We start from the raw sequence: 16,203 nt of genomic DNA on the forward strand, positions 1-16,203 counted from the left end.
ACTCGCCACGATGCGCCGCGATGAGGGCCTCGCGCATCCAGCCAATGGCGAGGTCGGGTGTGAGCAGCCGCCGTACATCGGCGTCGTTGAGAACCTCGACCACCACGCGATCATCCCAGTAGGCGAAGGTGGTGCGGAGCAAGATCAGCGCCAAGGTACTGCCGACTGCCGCTACTCAGACGATCACCGATAGCGGATACCCCTGTGGGACATCGGCGTCTCGCCGTTTCCGTTTGCGTTTCAGCGCTCTTTGGGGTTCGGCTCGCGGGACAGCCCAAACGGTTAAGACGTTTTCACCTCCGCGCTGGTACGTGGCGGGAGCACTCCGGCCACTGTTGGTGTGGCACTTACCAACTGCAGTCCGTGCGCATGGTCATCCGGCCCGAACAGGCGATGACCGGAGCCAAGCACGAGCGGGTAGATCATCAGGAGCAACTCGTCGATTAAGCCACAGCGACCATCCTCAACCGGAAACTGAACCGTCGCATCAGACTTCGATCGTTAGCCCGGGGGTGGCCACGGCGATCTCTCCGGAGAACTCTCGGCGAGCCGCCTGCCGCAGCCGGTCAGTGCTCTCGCCGGGCCAGACGTGGCACAACACCAGCTGGCCGACTCCTGCCTCGGCGGCGACCTTTCCGCGGTCGCGGGCGCTGCTCAGTCCCTCGGCCGACTCCGTGGGTACCTCGTCGACGAAGCTCGCTTCGGCCAGGAGTGCGTCGGCACCGCGAGCCAGGTCGACGGTGTCGGGACTCGCACCCGCGTCGCCGGTATAGGCGAGCAGGCGACCGCCGGCGCTAATGCGGACACCGAGGTTCGAGACGAAGTGCGGGAGCTCGACCGAGGTTACCGTGAAAGGACCGATCACCACCTCTTGCGCCGATAAGAGAACGGTCAGGGTCCAGTCATCGGCGAGCATCGCGCCGTCGAGACTCAGCAGCGCGTCGAGCGCGCCCGAGGGTGCGTGGATAGGCAGCTGGCCGGGTGGGTCGTCAGCGAGGTGCCGCGCGCGCAGCAACGGGTTGAGGTCGGCGCAGTGGTCGGCGTGACCGTGAGTGACCAGCACGGCGTCGACGTCCTCGGGCGAGACGTACTCCACCAGCCGGGACATGGTCGCGTGCCCTGGGTCCATCAGCAGGTGGAAGTCATCGTGCTCGACCAAGTAGCCGCTGCACGCTCGCTCCGGGGTGGGGTACCCACCCCCGCCTCCCAGCACGGTCACTCGCATGCTTGGAGGATACGTCGTTCACGGGGCATCACTTGTTGTGGTGCTTGCCATTCTCGAGCGTCAGCGACCCGAATGTCATGACGTTGTCGGCGCACCCCCGACGTTTGGGCTCTGGGTCGGGGCTCACCGAGTGCAGGTGGTCAGCGGCCTTGACCGTTCGATGCTTCTCCGATGATCAGCAGAATCAGTGATGCGAGCACGGCGAGGGTCAGGACCGTCGAGGCCATGGCGGGGCCGCGTCCGCGGCTGCCGGTGGTGTACTCGCCGTGCTCGATCTCGCGGTTGACACGGCGGTAGCGTCGGGTGCCGTAGAACAGTCCGGCAACGCCGACCACGATGAGCACTGCCCCGGCGGCGATGGTGTAGATGGTGGTGGCGTCGCCGAAGGTGGCCACGGCCAGGCCGAGCACCATGACCCCACCCGCGGTGCGGAGCCAGGCTAGGTAGGTGCAAGTAGTAGCCGCGTTCATCGACGCCAACCGCGACGATGTCGTCGCGGGCCGGCGCCTGGGGGTCGGGGTCATCTGCCGCATGCTGCAGGTGGCCCCGAGCAGCTACTACGAGTACAAGAACCGCCACCCTCCGCCCGTGTCCAGCGCGACGCCGTCATGGCCCCGGTCGTGCGTCAGCTCTGGGAGGACAACTACCGCGTCTACGGGGCCCGCAAGATCTGGAAGGCCGCCCACCGTGGTGGCCACGACATCGGTCGCGACCAGGTCGCCCGACTCATGCGCGCCGACGGTATCGAAGGGGCCCGGCGCACCAAGCGGGTCCGCACCACCAAGCCAGACCCCGGTGCGCCACGCCACCCCGATCTGGTGGGTCGTGACTTCACCGCTGCGGCACCTAACCAGCTGTGGGTCACCGACCTGACGTTCGTGCCGACCTGGGCCGGGATCGCCTACGTCTGCTTCATCATCGACGTATACTCCCGCACCATCGTCGGGTGGAGGGCCGCCTCGCACATCAGGACCACGATGGTCCTCGACGCGATCGAGATGGCCCGCTGGTCACGCGGCACCCAGCTGGCCGGGCTGCGGTGTCACAGCGACGCTGGGTCGCAAGGCGGATTCAACTGGTCGTCGCAACACCTCGTCATGGAGGTGTGGAATGGCACGTCGTCAGCAGGAAGCAGATCGGGCGATCCGGCCGAAGTTGCGCTCGCCCGGCCATCCGAAGTTTCAGCGCCCCGTAGAGGCCGCGTTCTGGGCCGAGATCGCCAAGGGCTTTCTGCCCATCGAGGCCGCCGCGATGGTCGGCGTGGCGCAGGCGGTCGGTCAGCGGTGGTTCCGCCACGCTGGCGGCATGGCGCCGTTCGACCTGACGTTCAAGCCCACGGGCCGGTACCTGTCGTTCGCTGAGCGTGAGGAGATCGCGGTGCTCAAGGCCCAGGACAAGGGCGTGCGCGAGATCGCCCGAGCCATCGGCCGCGACCCCGCAACGGTGTCACGCGAGCTACGCCGCAACGCCGCCACCCGCGCCGGAAGTACTGGCTATCGGGCGTCGGTCGCGCAGTGGAAGGCCGACATGGCGGCCAAGCGCCCCAAGCCCGCGAAACTCGTCGCCGACCCTCGCCTGCATGCCTACGTCCAGGAGCGCCTGTCGGGGCAGATCAGGACCCCGGACGGCAAGGTCGTCCGCGGTCCGGAGCCACCACGGTTCACCGGGATCAACAAGCCCCACCGCAAGCATCGCGGTTGGTCCGCGGCGTGGAGTCCAGAACAGATCAGCAACCGGCTCAAGGTCGACTTCCCCGATGATGAATCCATGCGCATCAGCCACGAAGCGATCTACCAGTCGCTCTACATCGAGGGCCGCGGCGCATTGAAACGCGAGCTGGTCTGGTGCCTGCGCACCGGCCGCGCGTTGCGTGCGCCGAGAGAGCGATCCAGGCGTAAGACGTGGGCCCATGTCACGCCAGAGACCTTGATCAGCGAACGACCCGCCGAGGCCGAGGACCGTGCCGTTCCGGGCCATTGGGAGGGCGACCTGCTGATCGGGCTGGAGCGCTCGGCGATCGGCACCGTCGTCGACCGCACGACCAAGTTCACGCTGCTGGTCCACCTTCCCCGTGAGGAGGGCTACCGGCACAAGGAGACGCCCAGGAACGGCCCCGCGTTGGCTGGCTACGGCGCGATCACGATGAAGAACGCCCTGGCGAACACGATGTCGGTGCTGCCGGCCGAGCTGGCGCGGTCATTGACATGGGACCGGGGAAAGGAGATGTCGGCCCACGCCAAGTTCAGTGTCGAGACTGGGATCCCGGTGTTCTTCGCAGACCCGCAGTCGCCTTGGCAGCGCGGCACGAACGAGAACACCAACGGCCTACTGCGCCAGTATTTCCCCAAGGGAACCGACCTGTCGTGCTGGTCGGCCGAGGAGATCGAGGCCGTTGCTCACGCGCTGAACACCAGACCCCGAAAGACCCTCAACTGGAAGACACCCGCCGAGGCGTTCAACGAGCATCTACTGTTGCTCCAACAAGCCGGTGTTGCATCGACTGGTTGAACCTGGTCAATTTACGTCGATTCGGTATGGCGAACGCCTGGCCGAGATTGGCGCGGTTCCTTCGATCGGGGCCGTCGGAGATTCCTACGATAACGCTCTCGCTGAGACCGTGAACGGCTACTACAAGGCCGAACTGATCCGCGGCCCAGCTCGTGAAGGTCGGCCCTGGAAGACGGTTGAGGACGTCGAGCTCGCGACCCTGTCGTGGGTCTACTGGCACAACCACGAGCGCCTTCACGGCTACCTCGACGACGTACCGCCAGCAGAGTTCGAGGAGACGTTCTACGCTCGAGCTAGGACCGACCAACCCCTGGTCGAAATCCAATAGCCCGAGCCTCCATCAGACCCAGGGCGAGTCAAGGGTCCCCGACGCCGCAGCCTCGACGTGAGCCGACGAGTCCACATCCCAACCACCTTCGAAACTGGTGCAGTCTCTGGGCGAGCTGATCGCCCGAGGTCCCAGGAGACCCGTCCGCAGGCGCTTGCGGAATGGGGTCACGCGCCGGAGGTTTGATGCCGCTCCTGTTTGAGTCCAGGAGGACGAGCACCATGCCAAGAAAGATCGATGACGAGCTGAGATCCGGTGCTGTGCGACCGGTCAATGATCATCAGGGCGAGTGCTCCTCGACCGCGGACATCTGGCCAGCTCACGTTGTCGGTCGACGGCCATGGGATCGCACGCCCCGAAATTCCTCGGGGTACTTCCGCGGGTGCTCCCCGTGATGCTGACGCGAAGCACGGCTAAACGACCAGCTCGCCCTGCAGGCAAGGGTCGTCGCCGCTGGGGCGACGACCCTTGGCGGCGTCCCTGCACTCGTGAGTCCGGATGATCTTCAGGGACCACGCAGGTCAGCTGACGGTCAGGGTCAGCTTCTGCATCACGGGCATCTCGCCGTCGAGCACCGGCAGGTCGACGCCTTCGACATCGGGGAACTCGTAGGCCCCGATCTCGCCGTCGTCGACGTGCAGCATCGGCCAGTAGTCGCCGGTGGCGACGGTGTCGTCGAGCTCGACGACCACGTCACTGCTCTCACCCTGCTCGACCTGGACGGTGCCGACGACCGGTCCGGGTTTGCCGTCGACGTCACTGTGCACTGCGATCCAACCCTGCTCGACACCCTCGAGGCTGACGGAGCTCACGGTCAGGGTGCTGCCGTCACCGTCTTGGTCGGCTGCCTCGACCGTGCCGGTAGTCGTGGTGGAAGAATCCTCGGCGGGGACAGCGGTGGACGACTCGTCGTCGCTACCACAGCCGGCCAGGACGAAAGCCAGGAACAGGCTCGAGATGACAGCGGCGCTGCGCCGCGCGGTCAGGTTACGCATGGTGATCTCCTTGGTGTGGCTTTTCATTACTGAACGGTCAGAGTGCCGGTCATCGACGGGTGGATCTCACAGACGAAGTCGTAGGTCCCGGGCTTGTCAGGAGCGGTAAACGTGCCCGGCGAGCTGTTGTCGAAGCTGCCTGTGTCGAAGGAGCCGTCGATCGCGGTCAGGGTGTGCGCTTCGGCGTCGCTGTCGACGACCTCGACCTCTTGGCCAGGCGCGACGGTGAGCGGCGCGAATGCGTAGTCCGCCACGGTGTAGGCCACCCCCTCCGGCAGCACATCACCCGACGCGCCGTCCGGCGTAGCGGACGAGACGGGGGCGGGCGAGGACGAGGGCTCCTCCGACGAAGACCCACAGGCCGTTAGAAGGAAGAGGACAGGGACGATCAGAGCCTTCAGGACGTGTCGCGAGACCTGGGGTCGGTCCAACGGAGCCGGACGGATCACTCTCATGCGGGGGCGCCGTTGATACGGAAGTCCACGGTCTCGACCTTGGAGGCGACGCCGATGGCTTCGAGGTCGCGGCGGTCGATGCGTCCGTCGGCGTTCTGGTCGGTGACGACGGCGGGTGCGTCGTTGTAGATGCCGTCGTGGTTGAGGTCGTCGATGACGGCGACGGTCAGCGTGGTGGTGACGTCCTTGCCGGCGATCGGGGCGCCGACGATCCAGGTGTCCCAGATCTCGACGTCGTTCTTGGAGCGGTCGGTGACTCCGGTGAGGTTGAACAGGATGGCCAGGTTGGTTCCGGGCCCGGAGAAGCCGGGGAGGGTGCTGTTGGTGGTGCTGGTGAGCACGACCAAACCGGGCATCCGGTCGTCGGCACCGGTCGAGAAGCTACCGGGGAAGGGAGCGGTGTTGTTGTGCGCGGCCGGCCCGGTCAACTGGTTGGCGGTGAAGCCGGTGCCTGCGAGCGAGGTGTCATTGAACTCGATCTCGAGGTCGACGAACCACCCGGCTCCGGCGATGCCGGCGTTGTCGCCGCGTGCGGGGGCGAGGATCTCGACGTCCACGGACTTGGCCGCGTCATGGCGGTCGCGGTGCCCAGGCCCAGGGGCGGCGGAGGCCCCACCGGCGGTGGCGGCGTAGGTGCCGCCGAGCGCCGCGGTCACGGTGAGGGCGGTGAGGGCAGTGGTCATCTTCTTCATTGGTGGGTCCCTTTTCGTCGGATGTCACGCAGGGGTACGCCGTCGCCGGCGGATCGGTTCACCGGGTAGTGGCGGAGATCACGAGATCACCGTCGGAGTCGGTGACCCGCACCTGGGCGACATCGCGCGTGACGAACGCCGAGGCCCCGGTCACGCGCGCTTCGCCGTTGCCGGTCGATCCCCAAGTGGCGACCTGCTGGCGCTCTCCTTCGGGTGAGACCAGCCAGGCGACGAACTGCTCGTCTTGTGGGAGCCCCCGCAGGTCGAGCTCGACCGACGTGCCCCACGGCTTGGCGCTCAAGGAGGCCGCACCGGTGGCGCTCACTCCCGCCGGTGCGCTCAGGGCGAGAGTCGTAGCGAGGGGTGCGTCGGGTTCGAGGACCACCGCCGTGCCGACACCCGCTCCCGCCACCAGCACGACCGCGGCGGCAGCGGTGAGGAGCAGCCGGCGACGATGCCGACGGGTCCGCAGGGCTCCGATCGCGTCACCCAAGGCAGCATCGGAGGTTTCGCGGTGTGCTGATGACGGCGCCCCGGCCCGCAGCAGCGCCGGCAGCCCGGCGTACGTCGCGAGCTCGTCGCGGCACGAGGCGCAGGTCGGGAGATGGGCCTCGAGCCGAGCCCGGTCGTCGGCGTCGAGACCGCCCAGGACGTAGGGGCCCAGCAGCTCGCGCAGCCGGGTGTGAGCGCGGTCCTCCTCGTGCTGGTTCATCGCTCGACTCCCATCTCTTCGAACGCGGTCCGCAGGATGCGGATCGCGTAGTACGAGCGTGACTTCACGGTGCCCGGGCGCAGCCCGAGGGTGCTGGCGGCCTCGGTGACGGTGGCGCCGCGGTAGTAGAGCTCGTCGACCACGGCCCGGTGCTCGGGTGAGAGCCGGTCCAGTGCCTGCTCGACGACGTAGGCGTCGACCAGCGCGTCGGCGCGGTCACCGACCGACTGGGCTGCCACGGTGTCGTCGTCGCCGATGAGTCGTGGGCGGCGCTCGTCGGCGCGCCACAGATCGATGACCAGGTTGCGGGCCACCGCGAACAGGTAGGCCCGCGGATCACCGCGACTCGGATCGATCCTGTCGAGGTTGCGCCAGCCGCGCAGCATCGTCTCCTGCACGACGTCCTCGGCGCGGCCCCGGTCATCGACCAGGCGCAGCACGAAGGTCATCAGGGCCGTCCCGTGCCGTAGGTAGAGCTCGGTCAGCACTCGCTCATCGGCCCCGGCCGACCTACCGGGTGCCCGCGAGCCGGGGAGCAGCGATCTCACGGGTTTGGGTACGACCCGCTTTCGGGATCGGTTCACCGTGTCGCGCCGTGCACGACGGCTCCGTGAGGGCTCACGGGGCAGCGAAGCGCTTGAGGCGTTGGAGCATCGCGTCGAGGACCGGACCGGCCTGGTCTGTGGCGAAGATGTTCTGCGCGTGGGCCGTGCCCGGCAGGATCGTCACCTCGTTCTCCTCACCGGGGGAGGACGCGGCCAGCTCCGTCGAGACGTTGGCCACGGGCTCGTCCTCGCTGGCCACGAAGAGCTTCGGCTCCTCCCCGAGACCGTCGACCGTTGCGTTCGGCGATAGCAAGATCAGCTGATCGGCCAGCGATGGGTCCTGGCTCGCGAGATCGAGGATGGCGTCGGCCCCAGCGCTGGCCCCGACGAGCGCGACGTCGGCGACTCCCTCGCCCTGTAGCTGTTCCACGGCGTCGCGAATCGCATCGGGGTCGATGTCCTCGACAGCGATCACGCTCGCTCCCTGGTCGGCGATCGCGACGGCTTGCTCCTCCCAACTGGCCGCGTTGAAGGCGGCGCCATGAGCGAGGACAACTCCGTAGTCTCCCTGGCCCCACCTCGACGCCGGGGCGCCGGCGACGGAGATGGTCTGCCCTGAGGAGTCACCGGTGGAACCGGTGCTGGCCGTCTCCGGCGATCCTCCGCAACTCGCCAGGGCCAGGACAAGGACCGGTGCGAGTGCCGTTCTCTTCAGGGTTCCGAGCATGTCCACCACACTAGGTCGCTGTGCACGGAATGCTCATCTGTGTGACCGTCCCTTGCCCGCCACGCGTAAGCCGTCGTACACCACGCCTGTGGACTCAACTGTGGGCTGTTCGCCCGCAGAGATCTGCGGCTCGTTCCAGAGCGGCGGTGGTTCGCTGGAGGGCTTCCTGGCGCCGGTGTCCGTTGGCAGGTGAGGGATGGGGAACGGCCAGGGTCGGGACGACGACCGGGTGCTCGGCGAGCGTGAGGTACCTCATCCACCCTTCAAGTGCCGCGCCGCCGAAGGTCACGACCACCCGGAGGTCGACCAGTTCGGCGAGCAGCGCGCTCAAGGCCGGCCGGGCGTCTTCCAGGTCATCGACCCGGGGGGCGCGGAGTCGACCTTCAGGTCCGGTCAGGGCCCAGGGGACGACGTTCCACCGCAGGCAGCGAGCCTGGTCGAGATTGGAGGAGGTCAGCGCCCGGTGAACCTGTCGGGTGGTGGGATCGTCGTTGTCGAGCGAGCTGAAGCCGAGGTCGCCCGCGGCGACCGTTCTGGGGCCGGGCGCCTCCATCAGTAGCAGCACCTGGGCCTTAGTTCCTGCACCGTCGGGGTCGAACCAGGGCACGAACCTGGAATTGCTCGGACCTTCTAACCGCCACCGTTCGGCCAGCTCGTTCAAGCGGCCAACCGGGTCGTCGTGGACGCGCGCTCGTTTGCTGGCAGGGTCAGGCAGCACGGTGTCCGCTCCAGCCCACGGGCGCAACACCGACAGCCAGGCAGATGCCCGCGAATCCGGCGGCCACCGGGAGGGGGAACGCTTGCTCATCCCGTACATGCGGCGGCGACGTCACAAGAGAAACCCTATGCCGAACCAGCGGTGAGCCATGTGCCCGCACCCGGCTCCACTTCGTGGGCCACCAGTTCATTGTGGAGGCGCTCTGGTGGTCAGCGCTCAGCCGCACGCGCGATCGCGACGAGGTCACGCACGGCCCCGGCCGGCGGGTTCTTGGTTCCGACCCAGACGGCGCGGAAGTACCGTCGCAGATCGAGGTCCAGTACCGCCACGACGCTCAGGCTCCCGGAATCCACGTCGCGCGCGACGACGCGACGGCACCGCCGGCGCTGATGGCGAGCAGCACGTCCCACTGCGACGTGAACAAGGAAGGCAACCGGTGGACCGTGCCGGTGAGCCTGTCACCGGACGTATCGGGATCGATCGGCAGATCGCCGACGTCGGGGTAACTATTTTCGGGCACACGAACTCCTACCTGTCTCAGGTAGGGACTGTTGGTGGCCTGCCGCCACGGTTGTCGGCGAGCCCCACCGCCATCGTGTGCGCTCATTCTAACCAACTGCGACACTCACCGGCGAACCCGGACACCCCGAACACATCAGCGCGGACCGCCCAGCGTTTGGGATCCCCGACGATCACGCCGAAGGGTCGGGCCAAGTTGGGCCAGGTTGGGCGCAGGAGTGCCCGAACCACACGACCCACCCACCGCGGGGTTGGTCGAACCGACCACCACCCCTTGCCCGTCATGCGCCGGTGAGCTGTACGCCGGCGTAGGCGACCCCCGCGACGAGGACCCATGACATGAGGCCGAGCACCAGCGCGCGGCCTCCGGTGCGCCGCAGCACCGGGAGGTGGATCCCGGTGCCCAGACCGACCAGGGCTGCGGCGAGCAAGACCTCCTGGAGGACCTTCGCGCCGTGCAGGACCGGATCGGGCAGGAGCCCGGTGCTCGCGACGGCGATCGCTGCCAGGAAGCCGGCGACGAACAGGGGAAGCAGCGGTGGGCGGCGCCCCGTCGCCGCCGCGGGGGTGCGACGCCGCAGCGCAACGGCGGTCCCGGCGACCAGCGGGGCGAGGAGCACGACGCGGCTGAGCTTGACGACGACCGCGGTCGTCAGGGCTCCCGGTACGCGGTCGGCTGTCGCCACGGTCTGGCCCACGTCGTGCACGCTTGCGCCGACCCAGCTGCCGAACGCAGCAGGGTCGAGCCCGAGGGGCTCACGAAGCAGCGGGAGCAGCACGATGGCCAGGCTCCCGCACAACGTGACGAGCGCGATTGCGACCGCCGTGTCGTCCTCGTCCCCGCCGGCGACCTCCTCCATCGCGGCGACGGCCGAGGCGCCGCAGATCGAGAAGCCGGTGGCGACGAGCAGGGACCGGGCCGGCGGCACACCCAGCAGCCGCCCAAGCAGGCGCGTTCCGGTGAACGTGACCGTGACGGTGGTGACCACGACGAGGGCACCGCGCGGCCCCAGGTCGAGCAGCTGTTGCAGCCCCAGCTGCAGGCCAAGCAGCACGACGGCCAGGCGCAGGAACCGGTGTGAGGCGACGTGGGTGCCGACGTGCAGGGAGGGGTGGTGCAGCCCGATGTTGACCGCGATCGCGCCGATGACCACAGCAACGGTGGAGGGGTTCACCGCTGGGACCAAGGCATGCACGCCGAACGCGACGCCGGTGGCGGTTGCGACGGCGAGCAACCCAGGTACCGGACTGCGGTGCCCGGGCTCGGGAGTGGGCGGGCAGGACGGGCGGCAGCGGCTGCCGGTGCGGTGTCGGTGGACAGGGGCTTCGTGGGGCGTGGTCACAGGCATTCTCCTTCGTCGGTACTTCCAGCCTGCGCCGGCAGACGGGCGCTCGGTAGACATCCTGGATCGATGACGTCATCCACCGGACTGATGGCGGGCTCTAGAGTGGGTCGATGACTCTCACCCGGGTGCCCGACCTCGACACCCTGTCGCTGCTCCTCGAGATCGCTGCCAGCGGCAGCCTGAGCAAGGCCGGTGCCTCCCGCGGGCTAAGCCAGCCTGCCGTGAGCGCACGGGTGCGCGGACTCGAACGGCTGGTCGGGTTCGCGGTCCTCACTCGCTCGGCCCGTGGCTCGAACCTCACCCCCAACGGTGCACTGCTGGCCGAGTGGGCACGTGGGGTCCTCGCTGCTGCGGACGTCCTCGAGGCGGGCATCGCGTCCCTGCGCAGCGACCGCATCGCGCGGCTGCGGGTCGCGGCGAGCTTGACCGTGGCCGAGCATCTACTGCCGAGCTGGCTCGTCGTGCTGGCCGCCACGCATCCGGACACCGCCGTCAGCCTGACCGCAGGCAACAGCGACACCACGGCGGCCGCGGTTCTCGCGGGCGACGCCGACCTCGGCTTCATCGAGGGCCCCGACCTTCCCTCCGGCCTGTCTGCTCAGGTCGTGGCGACCGACCGGCTCGTGGTCGTCGTCGCGCCCGCTCACCCGTGGGCCCACCGCCGTAGATCGGTAGAGGCTGAGGAGCTGGCCGCAACGCGGCTGGTGCACCGCGAAGCCGGGTCGGGGACCCGCACCGCGCTGGACCGAGCCCTGACCCCGTTCGGCACCCCCACCCAACCCCTGCTCGAGGTGTCGACCAGCAGCGGCGTCCGCTCCGCAGTCATCGCCGGAGCCGGCCCGGCCGTGCTCTCCGACCTGGCAGTGCACGACGACGTCGCAGCCGGCCGCCTAGTCCAGGTCCCCGTTCACGGAGTCGACCTCGACCGCTCGCTACGTGCCGTCTGGCTCACCGGCCAGCGACCGGTCGGCCCGGCAGAGGACCTGCTTCGGCTTGCAGTCCCCGAGAGGCCACGAGCCCGGCGTCTACCCCGGAGCAGAGCGCGAGTTCGTTGAGGATCGCTGGCGCTACCGTGACTCGCGCGAGCTGGTCAACGCGCCACAAACTACTGGTCACAAAGAGCGCGACCGCAGCAGGATCGGCTCGCGGAGCGTGCCAGTGCAGGATCGGCTCGCGGAGCGCGCCAGTGCAGGATCGCTATCCGGGACGGTGTAGCAGCCGACGGTGGCGGTCGGCCGCGAGGCCACGACGGCGTCGGGCAGCTGGTTCACGGCACGAGCATCGCCGACGCCGCCATACGAATCTGCCCGACCGGGCAGGGGGCAGCGGCTCAGGAGATCCGTCGACGGCCCCGGTGCTGGGTCGTCCCCGACGCACAAAGCGCGTCCGCGCCCGAAGACGACCCACGCACAGTGCGCAACCGCACTGCGGCTCCGTGGTGGTTCAGCGCTCGCCTGGCTCTGCGACTAGAGCTACGGCTCGCGTCCACGCTCCGCTGCCGCACTCAACCTTGATCGGGAACGCGAGGATGGTGGCCCCGATCGCAGGCACCGCCGTGAGGTTGGCCAGCTTCTCGATCTGCAGATAAGGCTGCTCGATGCCAGCGAAGTGCGCGGGCCACAGCGCCGCCGGATCGCGCCGCTGCTGCCACTCCGCGCCGATCAGCGGATATGGCCGGTCCAAGCTCCAGGCGTCGGTACCGATGGTCCGCACGCCACGCTCGAGCAGCGCCAGCACCGCTTCACGTCCCAGACCACACCCGGTCTCCCAGAACTTCTCATCACCCCAGAGCCGCTCCGCGCCCGTGTAGAACGCCACCACAGCGCCCGCCTGCAGATCGGGTGCGATGCCCGCAAGGCGCTCGACCACTTCGTCTCGGCCGATCAGGTGCCCGGTGGGCAGGTCCGACACGTCCACCACCACCAGGTCACCGACGCACCACGAGAGCGGCACACGGTCGATGGTGGCGGCAGGTGCACCGCCTGCTGTCGGCGCGTAGTGCCACGGCGCGTCCACATGGGTACCCGCGTGCGTGGACAGCCGGTGCAGCATCTCACCGGCGAAACCCCGTCCGCCTGGCAGAGCCCCACGTGGGATGCCGAACATGCCCTCCCACACCTCGGCGCCTTCCTCATGCGTCTGTGCCTCCAGCCACGGGGGTACCGGCTCGCTCGGCGACGGTCCGAGACGGTGTGTCAGGTCGACGAGGCGAACACGGTGGCCCAACAGAGAAATCAGCTCTTCCACCGGATCATCGTCCCAGCCCTACGCTCGCCTCGGGCTGCGCACCTGCTCGAGATCCTGGTTGCGCCACCTGCCCCGGCCGAGTCGCGTCACCAAGCGTTCGCGAAGAAGCACACTCACATGGCCGCGATCCGTGCATCTGGCGACGTGCGTCTTTATAGCCGCCATCGACGCGGTTGCCCGCCCTGTCAAAGTGGCCGCCATGGACGACGACCTCGATGAGCGACAAACCGTCGACGGCGTGGCTGTCCTCCCCACCACTGCCGATGCGGTGTCGGCATCCGTCGCCTGTGCTCGGGCATTGGGGCTGCCAGCCGACGATCCCGAGGTCATCGCCGAGGGCTACAGCGTTCGCGTACGACTCAGGCCCGCACCAGTAGTCACCCGCGTCGTGACCGTCGGGCGCGCACTGCGCCCACACCCCCTGCCCTGGCTCGAACGTGAAGTGCTCGTCGCCCAGTTCCTCGCCGCCTCGGGCGTACCTATCGTCGCCCCGTGGGAGGACCCGGGGCCCCACATCGCAGAGGGACTGGAAGTGTGCCTGTGGCACTGGACCGAACACGACTCCCGCGAAGTATCAGCCGCCGGCTTCGGCGCGATGCTGGGACCGTTGCACGACGCACTGGCCCGCTACCCCGGTGACCTGCCCACCCTGATCGGCCCTCTCACCGACATCTCCCCGGCGCTGGCGATCTCATCAGATCCGACCCTCCATCGCGCTGCCGCCGAGTTGGTCCCCTTGACCCGGTCCTGGCCGGCCCGTCCCCTGCATGGAGACGCCCACACAGGAAACGTGCTCATGACGCCGGACGGACCACTCTGGACCGACTTCGAGGACGTGTGTGTCGGGCCCGTGGAGTGGGACATGGCCTCGATGACGATCACAGACGACGCATTGGCCGCCTACCCCGGCCCATCGACCGGACCCGACTCTCCGACTGCCGTGACCTGCGCCGTCTGCAGGTCCTCGCCGGCCTCCTGGTCGGGAACCACGACGACCCTTCGCTCTACGAGACGCTGGTCGCGCACCTCGACCGACGCCTCCACGACTGATCCGGCCTGCGAGGGAGGGCCGACTGGTCGAAGCCTTCGCGGTACGACGGCCAGGCCGGGCTGCCGCTGCCGCGTGCCGAAGCGGCCGAGCCCTGCGACGACCGCAGGTACGAAGACGCGGGAGGCCGCCGCGCCCAGCTCATGTCAGCCGGGTGACGACCGGTTGCCGGTGAGGGATGGGCTCGCGGAGCGACCCGGTGCGGGATCGTCATGGGGCGCTCCGTTTCGGAGCATCGCAGACCGTTCGTGTTGTGCACCCCGCGCTCGCGCCACCAATGGTGCGGCGTCGGTGCGCAAGGTCGGCCTCGTGGGATGTCGTTTCCCGTCGGGTGGTAGGTCGTGACCAGAATCTGACCGTCGAGGACCTTGTGGTCGATGAGGTCGAGGTCGGTGGAGGCGATGTCGGTGAAGGCCCAACTCCCGACCCGCAGGTCCCGGGAACAAGGGGAAGGTGACCAGCAGCAGGTTGTCGACGAGGGATGCGTCGATCAGTTGGCGCACAAGCGTCGGACTGCCCACGGTGCGCAGTGGAGCCGACGACGTCTCCTTGAGTCGTTGGATTTCGCCTCTGAGGTCGTCGGCGACTCGTGCGGTGGGCCAATCAAGGTTGGTCAAACGTTCGGGAGAACACCACGGTCTCTCGGTTGACCATCTTTTCGTACTCATCGTCCTTGGCCTCGTCAGGACGCTCGTTCAACGTCTCGTAGGTCGTTCGTCCGGGGCAAGTCGCGGCTAGGACGCGGCGAGTTTCGCTGCTGCGATCACGCCAGTGAGCTGGGCATGCATGGCGTGGAGGTCATCGAGGCTCATGCCGAGACGTTGGACGACCTCGATGGGCACCTTGAGCGCTTGTTGCCGCAGCGACGTCCCCTTCGAGGTCAGCGTGACGGCCAGCGACCGCTCGTCTGCGGGGTCGCGCCGGCGGACGATGAGGTCTGCTGCCTCGAGGCGCTTGAGGAGACGAGACAGGGTGCCGGCATCGACATCGAGCAGGCGGCTCAAGTCGGTCACCGACAGCGGTTGCTCACCCCACAGCGCCAGCATCACCAGGTACTGCGGGTGGGTGAGCCCCAATGGTTCAAGGACCGGTCGGTACACCGAGATGACGGTTCGAGAGGCGACTGCCAGCGCGAAGCAGACCTGACGTTCCAGCGCCAGGGGGTCGAGGTCCTCAATGCGAGATGGATTGCATGCAGCTTCGGGCATACCCGTAGCCTACCAACCGTTGTTCTAACAAGGGATGTCCCACCAAGCATTGGAGAAGCATGAGCCGCGCTACCGCCCTGGTCACCCCCGACTGGCTCGAGCCGCGCCTCGGCGACGACGGCATCGTCGTCATCGAGGTCGACGAGGAGACCAACGCCTACGACGTCGACCACATCGCCGGCGCCATCGCGTTGAACTGGCGCACCGAACTGCAGCACCCGCACAGCCGCGACGTTATCGACCGGGTAGGCTTCGAGAAGCTCCTGAGCGACAAGGGTGTCGCCACCGACGACACCGTGGTCCTGTACGGCGGCAACAACAACTGGTTCGCCGCCTACGCGTACTGGTACTTCAAGCTCTACGGCCATTCCGACGTCAAGCTGCTCGACGGCGGCCGCAAGACCTGGGAGCTGCAGGGCCGACCCCTGGTCGCCGACGAGGTGACCCGACCGGCCACCCACTACGTCGCCCGCGACGCCGACCAGAGCCTGCGGGCCTACCGCGACGACGTGGTGGCGGCTCTCGGCACGGGTACCACCATCGTCGACGTGCGGTCCCCGCAGGAGTTCTCCGGTGAGATCCTCGCGCCGGCGCACATGCCCCAAGAGCAGCCACAGCGCCGAGGACGCGTCCCCGGCGCACTCAATGTCCCGTGGTCGCAGGCAGCCAACGACGACGGCACGTTCAAGTCCGACGACGAACTGCGGACCCTCTACGGCTCCGCCGGCGCCCCGCTGGACGGCACCGAGACGATCGTCTACTGCCGCATCGGCGAACGCAGCGCTCACACCTGGTTCGTCCTTCACGAGCTGCTCGAGCAGCCTGCGGTGCGCAACTACGACGGTTCCTGGGTCGAGTACGGCTCCCTCATCGGCGTACCGATCGAGATCTGATCGCCACCACCGACTACCCACTGGGAAGAAACCCCGC

The 16,203-nt window shown here is 68.1% G+C and carries 18 protein-coding genes and 3 pseudogenes; 6 read left to right on the plus strand and 15 right to left on the minus strand.

The window, feature by feature from the left end; genetic code table 11:
- Window positions 1–487 precede the first annotated feature (487 nt).
- Window positions 488–1,225 carry an MBL fold metallo-hydrolase gene (locus IRX98_RS08330; RefSeq protein ID WP_129478263.1) on the minus strand — a complete coding sequence of 246 codons (738 nt, stop codon included), beginning with the start codon at window positions 1,223–1,225 and terminating at the stop codon, window positions 488–490.
- 140 nt (window positions 1,226–1,365) lie between these two features.
- Window positions 1,366–1,758, minus strand: coding sequence for a YidH family protein (locus tag IRX98_RS08335; RefSeq protein ID WP_129478265.1), 393 nt, complete (start codon window positions 1,756–1,758; stop codon window positions 1,366–1,368).
- Between IRX98_RS08335 and IRX98_RS08340 the strand changes: the two are divergent.
- The 3 genes and pseudogenes from IRX98_RS08340 to IRX98_RS08350 all read left to right on the plus strand — a co-directional run.
- Window positions 1,676–2,289: pseudogene (locus tag IRX98_RS08340) on the plus strand (IS3 family transposase); the annotation flags it as partial. The gene IRX98_RS08335 and the pseudogene IRX98_RS08340 sit on opposite strands and share 83 nt — an antisense overlap.
- Before the next feature lie 46 nt (window positions 2,290–2,335).
- Window positions 2,336–3,733 carry an IS30 family transposase gene (locus IRX98_RS08345; RefSeq protein ID WP_224275769.1) on the plus strand — a complete coding sequence of 466 codons (1,398 nt, stop codon included), beginning with the start codon at window positions 2,336–2,338 and terminating at the stop codon, window positions 3,731–3,733.
- Between the two features lie 7 nt (window positions 3,734–3,740).
- Window positions 3,741–4,061: pseudogene (locus IRX98_RS08350) on the plus strand (integrase core domain-containing protein); the annotation flags it as partial.
- Window positions 4,062–4,582: 521 nt separating this feature from the next.
- Here IRX98_RS08350 and IRX98_RS08355 read toward each other — a convergent pair.
- The 9 genes from IRX98_RS08355 to IRX98_RS08395 form a co-directional block, all read right to left on the minus strand.
- Window positions 4,583–5,056: a DUF7282 domain-containing protein gene (locus IRX98_RS08355; protein WP_129478267.1), complete on the minus strand. Its 474-nt coding sequence runs from the start codon at window positions 5,054–5,056 to the stop codon at window positions 4,583–4,585.
- A gap of 26 nt (window positions 5,057–5,082) precedes the next feature.
- On the minus strand, window positions 5,083–5,322 hold the full coding sequence (locus tag IRX98_RS08360; protein ID WP_211253534.1) for a cupredoxin domain-containing protein: 240 nt from the start codon (window positions 5,320–5,322) through the stop codon (window positions 5,083–5,085).
- A gap of 185 nt (window positions 5,323–5,507) precedes the next feature.
- Entirely contained in the window at window positions 5,508–6,203 is a 696-nt protein-coding gene (locus IRX98_RS08365) for a hypothetical protein (RefSeq protein ID WP_224275772.1), read from the minus strand.
- A gap of 58 nt (window positions 6,204–6,261) precedes the next feature.
- The gene (locus tag IRX98_RS08370; RefSeq protein WP_129478271.1) at window positions 6,262–6,915 is read right to left on the minus strand and encodes a zf-HC2 domain-containing protein; all 654 of its coding nucleotides are present in this window, start codon (window positions 6,913–6,915) and stop codon (window positions 6,262–6,264) included.
- Window positions 6,912–7,403 carry a sigma-70 family RNA polymerase sigma factor gene (locus IRX98_RS08375; RefSeq protein ID WP_056604303.1) on the minus strand — a complete coding sequence of 164 codons (492 nt, stop codon included), beginning with the start codon at window positions 7,401–7,403 and terminating at the stop codon, window positions 6,912–6,914. Before IRX98_RS08375 ends, IRX98_RS08370 begins: the two co-directional genes overlap by 4 nt.
- Window positions 7,404–7,533: 130 nt before the next feature.
- On the minus strand, window positions 7,534–8,187 hold the full coding sequence (locus tag IRX98_RS08380) for an alpha/beta hydrolase (protein WP_207208416.1): 654 nt from the start codon (window positions 8,185–8,187) through the stop codon (window positions 7,534–7,536).
- 94 nt (window positions 8,188–8,281) lie between these two features.
- Entirely contained in the window at window positions 8,282–8,995 is a 714-nt protein-coding gene (locus tag IRX98_RS08385; RefSeq protein WP_165354435.1) for a uracil-DNA glycosylase, read from the minus strand.
- 244 nt (window positions 8,996–9,239) lie between these two features.
- Window positions 9,240–9,425 (minus strand): hypothetical protein, encoded by a 186-nt coding sequence (locus IRX98_RS08390; RefSeq protein ID WP_224275776.1) that lies wholly within the window; start codon window positions 9,423–9,425, stop codon window positions 9,240–9,242.
- 280 nt (window positions 9,426–9,705) lie between these two features.
- Entirely contained in the window at window positions 9,706–10,827 is a 1,122-nt protein-coding gene (locus IRX98_RS08395; protein ID WP_308044454.1) for a YeiH family protein, read from the minus strand.
- Between the two features lie 53 nt (window positions 10,828–10,880).
- Here IRX98_RS08395 and IRX98_RS08400 point away from each other — a divergent pair, with 53 nt between their 5' ends.
- Window positions 10,881–11,825 (plus strand): LysR family transcriptional regulator, encoded by a 945-nt coding sequence (locus tag IRX98_RS08400; RefSeq protein WP_129478277.1) that lies wholly within the window; start codon window positions 10,881–10,883, stop codon window positions 11,823–11,825.
- Between the two features lie 57 nt (window positions 11,826–11,882).
- On the opposite strand, the gene IRX98_RS08405 is transcribed toward IRX98_RS08400, so the two are convergent.
- A complete protein-coding gene (locus IRX98_RS08405) occupies window positions 11,883–12,041 on the minus strand; it encodes a hypothetical protein (RefSeq protein ID WP_207083450.1) in 159 nt (52 codons plus the stop codon).
- Between the two features lie 172 nt (window positions 12,042–12,213).
- Window positions 12,214–13,017: a cyclase family protein gene (locus tag IRX98_RS08410; RefSeq protein WP_084622976.1), complete on the minus strand. Its 804-nt coding sequence runs from the start codon at window positions 13,015–13,017 to the stop codon at window positions 12,214–12,216.
- 199 nt (window positions 13,018–13,216) lie between these two features.
- Between IRX98_RS08410 and IRX98_RS23730 the strand changes: the two genes are divergently transcribed.
- Window positions 13,217–14,410 carry a phosphotransferase enzyme family protein gene (locus IRX98_RS23730; protein ID WP_224275782.1) on the plus strand — a complete coding sequence of 398 codons (1,194 nt, stop codon included), beginning with the start codon at window positions 13,217–13,219 and terminating at the stop codon, window positions 14,408–14,410.
- A gap of 92 nt (window positions 14,411–14,502) precedes the next feature.
- Here the strand turns inward: IRX98_RS23730 and IRX98_RS23735 are convergent.
- A pseudogene (locus IRX98_RS23735) lies at window positions 14,503–14,733 on the minus strand (dihydrofolate reductase family protein); the annotation flags it as partial.
- 66 nt (window positions 14,734–14,799) lie between these two features.
- Window positions 14,800–15,273, minus strand: coding sequence for a MarR family winged helix-turn-helix transcriptional regulator (locus IRX98_RS08425; RefSeq protein WP_207083448.1), 474 nt, complete (start codon window positions 15,271–15,273; stop codon window positions 14,800–14,802).
- Between the two features lie 59 nt (window positions 15,274–15,332).
- Here IRX98_RS08425 and IRX98_RS08430 point away from each other — a divergent pair, with 59 nt between their 5' ends.
- Window positions 15,333–16,166: a sulfurtransferase gene (locus IRX98_RS08430; protein WP_129475681.1), complete on the plus strand. Its 834-nt coding sequence runs from the start codon at window positions 15,333–15,335 to the stop codon at window positions 16,164–16,166.
- Window positions 16,167–16,203 lie beyond the last annotated feature (37 nt).

The sequence above is a fragment of the Nocardioides lacusdianchii genome (assembly GCF_020102855.1).
Lineage (GTDB): Bacteria > Actinomycetota > Actinomycetes > Propionibacteriales > Nocardioidaceae > Nocardioides > Nocardioides lacusdianchii.